This window comes from Shinella sp. BE166 (assembly GCF_051201095.1).
GTDB classification, from domain to species: Bacteria; Pseudomonadota; Alphaproteobacteria; order Rhizobiales; family Rhizobiaceae; genus Shinella; species Shinella lacus.
This window is the reverse complement of record NZ_JBPEHL010000008.1, coordinates 260,521-271,136: the sequence shown is the minus strand read 5'-3', so window position 1 is coordinate 271,136 and position 10,616 is coordinate 260,521. Positions and strand designations below refer to the sequence as shown.

Sequence of the window (10,616 nt, the reverse complement as noted above, 5' to 3'; positions counted from 1 at the left end):
AGGAAACCTTGGAGCGAGTTCGTCGGCCGCCAGAAGCGCCGCCGCTCTCGTTCGATGAGCGGGTTATAAGCCCACCTATACGAACACGTCAACAGCTCAAAACAAGAAAAATCAAAAAAGTGACAAAGTATTGAAAAGACAGATGGTTCTTGTTTTGAGGAGGCTGAAAGGCCCTCGAAGACCCCTCGCAAAGCCCAAATCACTGCGGAAAACTTTGTCCAGATGGTCAAACAGAGGGGTGAGAGGGTGATATTGCGCGACATCACGCCAAAGGCGCCCGGTGCATAAGGAGAATGTCGGGGAAAGCCCGATGGTTTCGCTTGACTTCGCGCCAAAAGAAAAGGGCGCCAGCGGATATCCGCGGCGCCCTCCCCTAAAGGTCTTGGCAAGGCTTTCAGCCCTTCAGCTTGGACATGATCTGTTCGAGGAAACCGAGCAGCACGGCTGACACCACGAAGGCGAGGTGAATGAAGGTCAGCCACATCAGCTTGGTGTCCGTATATTGCTGCACATTGAGGAAGACCTGCAGCAGGTGGATCGACGAGATCGCGACGATGGAGGATGCGACCTTGATCTTCAGGCTTCCGGAATCGAGCTTGCCGAGGAAGGAGACATCCGCCTCCGCCTCGTCGAAGCGGCTGACGAAGTTCTCGTAGCCGGCGATCATCACCATCAGGATCAGGCTTGCGACGAGCGCTGCATCGATCAGTCCGAGCATGGCGAGGATCATCTCCGCATCGTCGAAGACGAAGACGTTCATCGCAACCTTGCCGAACTTGTAAAGGAACGACACCGCATAGATGGCAAGGGCGGCGACGAGGCCGAGATAGAAGACCACCAGGATCCAGCGGCTCGACAGGATGATGCGTTCAACCAGCAGTTCGAGGGATTTCATAAATTGGGCTCCAAGGATTCGGCATGATTAAGCGCTGATTAACCAATGCTCCAAAGCCTCGCAAGGCCTGCGCGGTAGACGCAAAAAGGGCGGCGTCCGCAAACGCCGCCCTTTCAAGGACACATCATCCTCATGCCCGACGGAACAAGCCCGCAATCAGCGACAGGACCAGAAGGGCCAGGAAGACGAAGAACAGGATCTGCGCAATACCGGCGGATGCACCGGCAATACCACCAAAGCCGAGCAGGCCGGCGACGAGCGCAATCACGAGAAAGACTACAGCATAATAGAGCATTTTGAACTCCTTCCTTGTATTGCTTGAAGAACGGCGGACGGTGGGAAAGGTTCCCGGACGTTTTATGGAATAAAACTGTTTTGTAGCGACCGACTTTTCCATAAAACGATGCCGCCGCGGCCTTTCGGCTGCGGCGGCATGAGCGGTGACCGATGTGGTCGCGGACATCTACTTTGCGCAATTCTTGCCAAATCGTTTCCGATTCAGGCGGTCATGGCATTAGTGACGCTGCGCCCAATCGTCGATCTGCCGCTCGGCCTCCTCCTTGGCGAGGCCGTAGCGCTGCTGGATCTTGCCCGAAAGCTCGACCCGGCGGCCCTTGATGACATCGAGATCGTCATCCGTAAGCTTGCCCCATTGGGTCTGGGCCTTGCCCTTGTATTCGGTCCACTTGCCTTCGATGATATCCCAGTTCATGTCGCTGTCCTTTCAGTTCCTTGGAACGCCGTGGCGTTGACGAGAGGAAAACCGTTCAGCCTGAAAAAGGTTCCCGATTTGCTCAATGCATAACGGGACGACCGTCTGTTTTGGTGTTTTCGGCAACGATGACGCCCTCTGCCGGCGGGCTTACCTGGCGCACGTCGACCTCGAGACCTTGTCGGGTCATGGTCCAGCTGATCTCGACGTCTTCTTCGATCCAGGCCGGATCAATTGCCGCGCATCGGGCATGCACGATGCGCCTGCTAGCACCGGCGCCACCGAGCGCCGATGGCAGCGCGCTCTGACATTCTTCCATGGATTCGAACGCCACCTGGGGCGCTTGCAGTTCTTCACAGGCGAGGCTGCCATGGCTGCAGCCGACTAGAAGCATGATTGCGGCTATATGTTCCATTTCATGTCTCCATCACCTTCGGGCCAGACCCGTCGTGTCGGACAAAACAACGGAGGCACGGGCCGGAAAGTTCCGGGCCGCCCTCATGACGTCGCTGTCACATTTTCGGGAACAAAATCCGTTGCGGCCCGTTGTCGGCCCATCGCTCGATAGCGAAGTGGACGTGAAAGGAAGCGCAGATGCTCAGCACCATACTCCTCGTGATTTTGATTTTGCTTCTGGTCGGCGCATTGCCGAACTGGGGATACAGCCGCAGCTGGGGTTATGGCCCGTCCGGCGGTCTGGGCCTGATCGTCCTTATCCTTCTCATCCTCGTCCTTATGGGACGTATCTGATCCCACAACCATTCCAGGAGCCGCAACAATGAAGAACACCATCATCGCGCTTGCCCTCGTCGCCTCCACCATCACCCTCACCGCCTGCACCCAGACTGAACGCGGCACCGCGATTGGTGCTGGCACGGGTGCCATTATCGGCGGCGTCGTGACCGGCCGTGCCGGCGGCGCGCTTGCAGGTGCTGCCATTGGTGGCGTGGCGGGCTATCTCGTCGCCCGCTCTGACCGCAATGGCTACTGCATCTATCGCGACCGCTACGGCCGCCGCTACGAAGCACGTTGCCGCTAACAGGCAGCCGGTCGATCGAAACGCGAAACGGGCCTTACGGCCCGTTTCTTGATGTCATGAACAGGAATGGATGGATGCGTTCAGGAACCGCGCTTGGCCTTTTCCTCGGCCTCGTCGAGTTTTCCCAACAGGTCCAGAATGCGATCTGGCACAGGCTCCGTCTCGATGACGTCGTAGAAGGATTTCAGCTTGCGGCCGATCGGACCGTTCGGGTCGAACGCAGCCTTGTGCGGCGCATCCCGACCAACGCGTTTCTTTTCCTTGCTGGGCTCGATCATGGTCTTGTTTCCATCGCGTGCTGCCCGCTATCTTCCTTTTGCCCAAGATACCAAATAGCAAGTTTGACTTAGCATGCTACCAATAGGTTTCCGTATAGTGAACTCTAGCGGAAACGGTTCCGATGCGGAACATATTCACGGAGAACTAAATGTCACTTTCCACCCGTATCGCACCGCATCTAGCCTATCTGAGGCGGTTTTCCCGTGCCGTGACGGGCTCCCAGACGTCCGGCGACGCCTATGTCGCCGCCATGCTCGAAGCGCTCGTCGCCGATATTTCGCTTTATCCGGAGGGTCGCAACGACCGTCTGGCGCTCTATCGGCTCTATTGCACGCTCTTCGAGAACCTCGACGTGACGCTGCCGGTCAACACGTCTCCCTTCGGCTGGGAGCGGCAGGCCGCCGCAAACCTCGCTAACCTGCCGCCGGCCGAGCGCAAGGCCTTCCTGCTGGTCTCCGTCGAGGGCTTTGATTTTTCCGAAGGCGCCGACATTCTCGATGTTTCCGAAGAGCGCTTCAGCGAATTGCTCGACGAGGCGTCGCGCGACATCTCCAGCCAGGTCGCGACCGACATCATGATCATCGAGGACGAGCCGCTGATTGCTATGGACATCGAGGACATGGTGAAGGGTCTCGGCCACAATGTGACGGGCATCGCGCGCACGCATTCCGAGGCGGTCGAGCTCTATCACCGCACCTCGCCGCGCATGGTGCTTGCCGATATCCAGCTTGCCGACGGCTCGTCGGGTATCGACGCGGTCAACGACATCCTGAAGAACAGCACGATCCCGGTGATCTTCATCACCGCCTTCCCGGAACGGCTCTTGACCGGCGAGAAGCCGGAACCGGCCTTCCTCGTTACCAAGCCGTTCAACCCCGACATGGTGAAGGCGCTGATCAGCCAGGCGCTGTTTTTCGACGAACAGGCGCGGCTGTCCAAATCAGCCTGATAGTCGAGATGGCAATAAAAAAGGCCCGCGCAAGCGGGCCTTTTCCGTTTCAGCCGTGCGGCGCTGATCAGAGCGCGGCGACGACGATGACTTCGACCAGGTAATCCGGCGTGGCGAGCTTGGATTCGCCGGTGGCTCGTGCGGGCGTGTGGCCTTGCGGCGCCCAGGTGTCCCAGACGGCGTTCATCTTGGAGAAATCCGCCATGTCGGCAAGCCAGACCTGGGCGGAGAGGATGCGGGTCTTGTCCGTGCCGGCGAGCGCCAGCAGGCGGTCGACTTCGGCCAGCGCCTGCCTGGTCTGCTCGGTGACATCGGAACCCGCCTCGCCGACCTGACCGGCCAGGTAGACGGTTCCGTTGTGCACGACGGCCTGGCTCATGCGCGGGCCGGTTTCAAAGCGTTTGATGTCCATGTGTCGTTCCTGTCAGGTCTAGAAAATTTCCCGCGAAAGCGGTGTGCCGTCTATACGGGGCCATGCCCGGCGACGCCAGTGGCAGGCCGGCAAATTCCGACGACGGCTAGCGGAGGGCGGCCAATCCGTCGAACGCATCCGCGACGATCGCCTCGACGGAGGCGTCGATATCGACGGTGACGACGCCGGGTTCACCGGAGGGGTCCTCCAGCGTGGCGAGCTGGCTGTCGAGCAGGCTGACAGGCATGAAATGATCGCGCCGCGCCGCCATGCGGGCCATCAGCAGGTCTCGGCTGCCCTTGAGGAAGACGAAGGCGAGCGTGCCGCCGGCGGCCTGGCGCAGACGATCGCGGTAGGCTTTCTTGAGGGCCGAGCAGGAAACCACGACGCTCTTGCCGTCGTTCAAGGTCTCGGCCATGGCGCGGCCGATCGTATCGAGCCAGGGCCAGCGGTCCTCGTCGTCGAGCGGGATGCCCTTGGACATCTTTTCGACATTGGCGGCCGGGTGCAGGCTGTCGCCCTCGATGAAGGCGGCGGGAAGCGCTGCGGCAAGGCCCTCGGCGACCGAGGTCTTGCCGCAACCGGAAACGCCCATGACGACGATCGCGCGTGTCACGAGCGTTGGTCTCAGGCCGCGCGCTTGCGGCGTTCGATGCGGGCGCGGATGGCGTCCACGTCGACCCGCGGCGTCGCGGCGAACAGGGTTTTCGTATAGGCGTGCTGCGGGTCCTCGAAGACCTGGTCGCGGCTGCCATATTCCACCGCCTCGCCGAAATACATCACCATCACGTCGTCCGCGATGTGGCGCACGACCGAGAGGTCATGGCTGATGAAGACGTAGGTCAGGTGAAACTCGTCCTGAAGGTCGGCGAGTAGGTTCAGCACCTGGGCCTGCACCGACAGGTCGAGCGCGGAAACCGGCTCATCGAGCACCAGCAAGCGCGGATTGAGCATCAGCGCACGGGCGATCGCCACGCGCTGGCGCTGGCCGCCGGAGAACATGTGCGGGTAGCGCCCGTAATGTTTCTCCTCCAGGCCCACCTTCTTGAGGATCGCCATGGCGCGGTCGCGCCGTTCGCCCGCCGGGATCTTGGTATTGATGACCAGCGGTTCCGTCAGGATGTCGCCGATCTTCTTGCGCGGGTTCAGCGAGCCATAGGGGTTCTGGAAGACGATCTGCACCTTGCTGCGCATTTCGGAAGTCAGCGGCTCGCTGGCGATATCGACCTTGCGGCCGTCGATCAGCATTTCGCCCTCGGTGATCGGGTCGATCATCGTGACCATGCGGGCGACCGTGGACTTGCCGCAGCCGCTTTCGCCGACGATGGCGAGCGTCTTGCCCTCTTCGACGTTGAAGCTCACGCCCTTGACGGCGTGAACGGTCTTGGCCGGTTTGAACAGGCCGCCGGGGATGTGATAGTCGCGCTTCAGGTTGCGCGCTTCGAGAACAGGGGTCATCGCAAAGCTCCCGCAAAAATCTCGGCGTCGGTCAGCTTTTCCGTGATCGTCGGCAGGCGCCCGCCCACCGCGTTTTCCGGAAGCGCGGACAGCAGCGCCTTGGTGTAAACGCTCTTCGGATTTTCGAAGAGCGACAGCACATCGGCCGATTCGATCTGGCGGCCCTTGTACTGCACGATGACGCGATCTGCCGTTTCGGCCACGACCCCCATGTCATGGGTGATGATGATGAGGCCCATGCCGTATTCAGCCTGGAGCTTCATCAGGAGGTCGAGGATTTGCTTCTGGATCGTCACGTCGAGCGCGGTCGTCGGCTCGTCGGCGATCAGGAGCTTCGGATTGCAGGCAAGGGCCGTGGCGATCATCACACGCTGGCACTGGCCGCCCGACATCTGGTGCGGGAAGTGGCCGAGGCGCTCTTCCGGCGTTGGAATGCCGACCGACTGGAAGAGTTCGATTGCGCGATCGCGGCGCGCCTTGCGGCCGAGATCGGTGTGGACGCGCAGCACCTCCTCGATCTGGAAGCCGACCGTGAAACACGGATTGAGGCTGGCGATCGGCTCCTGGAAGATCATGGCGATATCCTTGCCGATGATCTTGCGCCGGTCGCTGTCGGACATGGCCTGCATGTCGCGGCCGTTGAAGGTGAGCACGTCGGCCGTCACCTTCGCCGTCCAGGGCAGAAGCCCCATGGCGGCGAGCATGGAGACCGACTTGCCGGAACCCGATTCTCCGACGATGGCGAGCACTTCGCCCTCGTCGACCTTGAGCGACACCCCATCCACGGCGCGGAAGGGACCGGAGGCCGTCTGGAATTCGACGGTGAGGTTTTTGACTTCGAGAAGCGGCATCACGACCTCTTCAGCTTGGGATCGAGGGCGTCGCGCAGGCCGTCACCCATCAGGTTGATGGCCAGCACGGTGATGAGGATGGCAAGTCCGGGGAAGGTCACGACCCACCAGGCGCGCTGGATGAATTCGCGCGCTTCGGCAAGCATCGTGCCCCATTCCGGCGTCGGCGGCTGGGCGCCCATGCCGAGGAAGCCGAGTGCGGCCGCATCGAGGATCGCCGCCGAGAAGGCGAGCGTCGCCTGCACGATGAGCGGTGCGAGGCAGTTCGGCAGGATGGTCAGGAACATCAGGCGAAGCGTACCGGCACCCGCGACCTGCGAGCCGACGACATAGTCCTTGGTCTTTTCCGTCATGACGGCCGCGCGTGTCAGGCGCACGAAATGCGGCTGGTTGACGAGCGAGATGGCGATCATCGCGTTGAGCAGGCCCGGTCCCAGAACGGCCACCAGCACGAGGGCGAGCAGCAGCGAGGGGAAGGCCAGGATGATGTCCATGATGCGCATGATGAAGGTGTCGACCTTGCCACGGAAATAACCCGCGATGAGACCGATCAGCACGCCCGAGACCACCGACAGCGTCACGACGACGAGGCCGATGAAGAGCGAGAAGCGCGCGCCGTAGATGAGGCGCGAGAGGATGTCGCGGCCGACGGCGTCGGTGCCGAGAATGTGCCCCCACATGCCGCCCTCCTGGAAGACCGGCGGCAGGAGAAGCAGTTCGCGGTTCTGGCTGCTCGGGGCGTGCGGCGCCACGAAGGGCGCGAAGACCGCCACGAACAGGATGATCACGAAGAACACGAGGCCGATGACGGCGCCCTTGTTGCGCGAGAAATAGAACCAGAATTCGGAGAGGCCGGACGGCGGCTTGCCGCCCGTCTTGACTTCGGTGGTGGTTGGAACAGCACTCATGAGATCGCCTCCTAATGCCGGATTCGCGGGTTGACCCAGCCGTAAAGCAGGTCGACCACGAGATTGACGATCATGATGACGGCGGCGATCAGCATCAGGCCACCCTGCACCACGGCATAGTCGCGCTTGAAGACGCTGTCGACCATCCACTTGCCGATGCCCGGCCAGGAGAAGATCGTCTCGGTGAGGATGGCGCCCGCGAGCAGCACGCCGACCTGAAGGCCGATCGTGGTGATGACGGGGATCATCGCGTTGCGCAGCGCATGCACGCCGATGACGCGGAACGGCGACAAGCCCTTGGCGCGGGCAGTGCGGACATAGTCCTCACCCAGCACTTCGAGCATGGCCGAACGGGTCTGGCGCGCGATGACGGCGAGCGGGATCGTCGCGAGCACGACAGTCGGCAGGATCAGATAACTGAGCGCCGACTTGAACGCGCCCGCCTGCCCCGAGATCAGGCTGTCGATCAGCATGAAGCCAGTGACCTGCGGGAAGAAGTACATCAGCGAGATGCGTCCCGAGACCGGCGTCCAGCCGAGATAGCCGGAGAAGAAGATGATGAGCAGCAGCCCCCACCAGAAGATCGGCATCGAATAGCCGACGAGGGCGACGCCCATCAGCGACTGGTCGAGCCAGGTCCCCCGTTTCACCGCGGCGAGCACGCCGGCCGGAATGCCGAGCGCGATGGCGACGATGATGGCGCAGAGCGAGAGCTCCAGCGTTGCCGGGAAGAGGTTGACGAAATCGTCGAGCACCGGGCGCTTGGTGACGATGGACGAACCGAAGTCGCCCGTCAGAAGACCGCCGAGATAATCGAAATACTGGATGTACATCGGCCGGTCGAGGCCGAGCTGGTGCATGAGCTCGGTATGGCGTTCCGGAGACATGACGCGTTCGCCCGACATCAGCATGACCGGATCGCCCGGCAGAAGTCGAATGAAGGAGAACGCGATGAGCGATACCCCGAGGAACGTGGGTATCAGGACGGCGAGCCGTCCGAAGATAAAGCGAAACATGGGAGCCAATCCCTTCTTTTTTGTGAAAAACCGGCGGCTCGAATGTCTTCGAGCCGCCGGCCAATGCACGCTCTTTGCGGCGTGCCTTTTTCGTAGCCGATATTACTCGGCGATGTCCACGCCTTCGAACACGAAGTCACCGAGCGGCGACTGTACGAAGCCCGAGACCTTCTTGCTCATCGGTACGACGGCAAGCGAGTGGTCGAGGGTGTTCCAGGGCGCTTCGCGCTTGAAGATGACCTGGGCCTCTTCATAGAGCTTCGTGCGCTCTGCAACGTCGGCGGTTTCCTTCGCCTTCGTCATCAGGTCGTCGAATTCCTTGTTGCACCACTGCGCACGGTTGTTGCCGCCGACAGCGTCGCAGCCGAGCAGGGTGTCGAGGAAGTTGTCAGGGTCGCCGTTGTCGCCCGTCCAGCCGAGGATGGCCGCGCCGTCGCGGTCCTTGGCGGACGAGAGCTTCAGGTATTCGGCCCATTCGTAGGAGACGATCTCAACTTCGACGCCGATCTTGGCGAGGTCGGCCTGCATCAGTTCCGCTGCACGGCGGGCGTTCAGCATGTAGGGACGCGCGACCGGCATGGCCCAGATCTTCATCTTGAGGCCCGAAACGCCAGCGTCTTCGAGCATCTTCTTGGCGGCTTCCGGATCGAACGCGTCGTCGACGACAGCGTCGTTATACGACCACATCGTCGGCGGGATCGGGTTCTTGGCAACCGTTGCCGCGCCCTGGAAGACGGCGTCGACGATGGCCTGGCGGTTGATCGCCATGTTGAGGGCCTTGCGGACCTCGACCTTGTCGAAGGGTGCAACCAGCGTGTTGTAGGCGAGGTAGGCGACATTGAGGCCGGCCTGCTCGGAGATGTGCAGGTTCGGATCGGCCTTCAGCTCGGCCACGTCAGCCGCGTTCGGGTAGGACATCAGGTGGCATTCGCCGGCCTTCAGCTTCTGCGCGCGAACGGCTGCATCCGTGGTGATCGCGAAGACCAGGTCGTCGATCTTCTGCTTGCCGCCCCAATAGTCCGGGTTGGCCTTGTAGCGGATCGCCGCATCCGGCTGATAGGCGACGAAGGTGAATGGACCGGTGCCGAGCGGCTGCTGGTTCATCAGCTCCATCTTGCCGTCAGCCTGAAGCTTGTCGGCATATTCCTTGGAGACGATCGAGATGAAGGGCATGCCGAGGTTCGCCAGCAGCGGCGCTTCGGGACGCTTCAGCGTGATCTTGACCGTCAGGTCGTCGACCTTCTCGATCTTGTCGAGAACATCCGGCAGGCCCATGCCGGAGAAGTATTCCCAGGACGCGCCCGGAACGTACTTGTTCCACGGGTTATCGGCCTTGTACTGGCGCTCGAAGGAGAAGATGACGTCGTCTGCATTCAGCTCACGCGTCGGCGTGAAATACTCGGTCGTCTGGAACTTGACGCCCTTGCGGAGCTTGAAGGTGTATTCCTTGCCGTCTGCCGAAATTTCCCAGCTCTCAGCCAGCGCGGGTTCGAGTTCCGTCGTGCCGCGCTTGAATTCCACCAGACGGTTATAGACCGTGTGTGCAGCTGCGTCGAAGGTCTGACCGCCCGTATAGAGGCCGGGGTCAAAACCTTCCGGCGAGGCTTCCGAGCAATAGACGAAGGTCTTCGACCAGGCGGCCGTTGCCATCAGTGAGGCAAGCGCCGTCGCTGCGAGAAGAGTAGTCAGCTTTTTCATAGTGAGCTTCCCAGGTTTGCTTTTTTGTTCTCTTGTTGCGGGCTCGGGTGCATTTCCTGCCCCGGCCTTGCGGGGATGGAACGACATTTGCCGCAGGATTGCAATAAGTCCGCGAACAAATTTGTCCAAACGGAAAAAACCACGGAACATTATTCTCCACAGCATTAGAAACGCCTTCAAAAGTGCCGCGAATCAGGCGCCGCGGGACCTGTCAATCCCCACCTGCCCCGATGGCGACGACACGGCAGGCGTGCCATATTAGGACATCGAGGCAAGGGAGGCTGCCCTTCGCTGTTTCGCACCGTGGCGGCGGAGCGAAACGTCAAAAGCGAAGGGCAGCCTACCTTACATTTTTTCCCAATATTTTCAGCACCTTGGCAAGCGGATGGCAAAAAAGTG

The 10,616-nt window shown here is 61.1% G+C and carries 15 protein-coding genes; 3 read left to right on the top strand and 12 right to left on the bottom strand.

Translation table 11 applies throughout. The features are described 5' to 3' along the window. Nucleotides 1-394 precede the first annotated feature (394 nt). From J2Y63_RS21050 to J2Y63_RS21035, 4 genes are all read right to left on the bottom strand, one after another. Nucleotides 395-895, bottom strand: a complete 501-nt coding sequence (locus tag J2Y63_RS21050) for a TIGR00645 family protein (protein WP_435267666.1) — start codon at nt 893-895, stop codon at nt 395-397. Nucleotides 896-1,025: 130 nt separating this feature from the next. Further along, complete coding sequence (locus J2Y63_RS21045; protein WP_023514833.1) at nt 1,026-1,190, bottom strand: DUF1328 domain-containing protein; 165 nt, start codon at nt 1,188-1,190, stop codon at nt 1,026-1,028. 219 nt (nt 1,191-1,409) lie between these two features. Beyond that, entirely contained in the window at nt 1,410-1,607 is a 198-nt protein-coding gene (locus J2Y63_RS21040) for a CsbD family protein (RefSeq protein ID WP_435267665.1), read from the bottom strand. 82 nt (nt 1,608-1,689) lie between these two features. Then, nucleotides 1,690-2,022, bottom strand: coding sequence for a hypothetical protein (locus tag J2Y63_RS21035; protein WP_435267664.1), 333 nt, complete (start codon nt 2,020-2,022; stop codon nt 1,690-1,692). A gap of 179 nt (nt 2,023-2,201) precedes the next feature. Between J2Y63_RS21035 and J2Y63_RS21030 the strand changes: the two genes are divergently transcribed. Continuing rightward, the gene (locus tag J2Y63_RS21030) at nt 2,202-2,357 is read left to right on the top strand and encodes a DUF3309 family protein (RefSeq protein ID WP_256120656.1); all 156 of its coding nucleotides are present in this window, start codon (nt 2,202-2,204) and stop codon (nt 2,355-2,357) included. Nucleotides 2,358-2,385: 28 nt separating this feature from the next. After that, nucleotides 2,386-2,646 carry a YMGG-like glycine zipper-containing protein gene (locus J2Y63_RS21025; RefSeq protein ID WP_256120657.1) on the top strand — a complete coding sequence of 87 codons (261 nt, stop codon included), beginning with the start codon at nt 2,386-2,388 and terminating at the stop codon, nt 2,644-2,646. A gap of 80 nt (nt 2,647-2,726) precedes the next feature. Here J2Y63_RS21025 and J2Y63_RS21020 read toward each other — a convergent pair whose 3' ends face one another. Further along, the gene (locus J2Y63_RS21020; protein WP_256120658.1) at nt 2,727-2,924 is read right to left on the bottom strand and encodes a NepR family anti-sigma factor; all 198 of its coding nucleotides are present in this window, start codon (nt 2,922-2,924) and stop codon (nt 2,727-2,729) included. Between the two features lie 149 nt (nt 2,925-3,073). On the opposite strand from J2Y63_RS21020, the gene J2Y63_RS21015 reads away from it, so the two are divergent. Next, entirely contained in the window at nt 3,074-3,874 is an 801-nt protein-coding gene (locus J2Y63_RS21015) for a response regulator (RefSeq protein WP_256120659.1), read from the top strand. Nucleotides 3,875-3,941: 67 nt separating this feature from the next. Here the strand turns inward: J2Y63_RS21015 and J2Y63_RS21010 are convergent, their stop codons facing one another. From J2Y63_RS21010 to J2Y63_RS20980, 7 genes are all read right to left on the bottom strand, one after another. After that, nucleotides 3,942-4,286: a RidA family protein gene (locus J2Y63_RS21010; RefSeq protein WP_327506288.1), complete on the bottom strand. Its 345-nt coding sequence runs from the start codon at nt 4,284-4,286 to the stop codon at nt 3,942-3,944. Between the two features lie 106 nt (nt 4,287-4,392). After that, on the bottom strand, nt 4,393-4,881 hold the full coding sequence (locus tag J2Y63_RS21005; RefSeq protein WP_435267683.1) for a gluconokinase: 489 nt from the start codon (nt 4,879-4,881) through the stop codon (nt 4,393-4,395). 32 nt (nt 4,882-4,913) lie between these two features. Next, complete coding sequence (locus J2Y63_RS21000; protein WP_256120661.1) at nt 4,914-5,744, bottom strand: dipeptide ABC transporter ATP-binding protein; 831 nt, start codon at nt 5,742-5,744, stop codon at nt 4,914-4,916. Next, nucleotides 5,741-6,595 (bottom strand): ABC transporter ATP-binding protein, encoded by an 855-nt coding sequence (locus tag J2Y63_RS20995; protein ID WP_256120662.1) that lies wholly within the window; start codon nt 6,593-6,595, stop codon nt 5,741-5,743. Before J2Y63_RS20995 ends, J2Y63_RS21000 begins: the two co-directional genes overlap by 4 nt. After that, a complete protein-coding gene (locus J2Y63_RS20990) occupies nt 6,595-7,503 on the bottom strand; it encodes an ABC transporter permease subunit (protein ID WP_256120663.1) in 909 nt (302 codons plus the stop codon). Before J2Y63_RS20990 ends, J2Y63_RS20995 begins: the two co-directional genes overlap by 1 nt. Before the next feature lie 11 nt (nt 7,504-7,514). Continuing rightward, nucleotides 7,515-8,519, bottom strand: a complete 1,005-nt coding sequence (locus J2Y63_RS20985; RefSeq protein ID WP_256120664.1) for an ABC transporter permease subunit — start codon at nt 8,517-8,519, stop codon at nt 7,515-7,517. Between the two features lie 102 nt (nt 8,520-8,621). Further along, nucleotides 8,622-10,217, bottom strand: coding sequence for an ABC transporter substrate-binding protein (locus J2Y63_RS20980; RefSeq protein ID WP_256120665.1), 1,596 nt, complete (start codon nt 10,215-10,217; stop codon nt 8,622-8,624). Nucleotides 10,218-10,616: the final 399 nt, after the last annotated feature.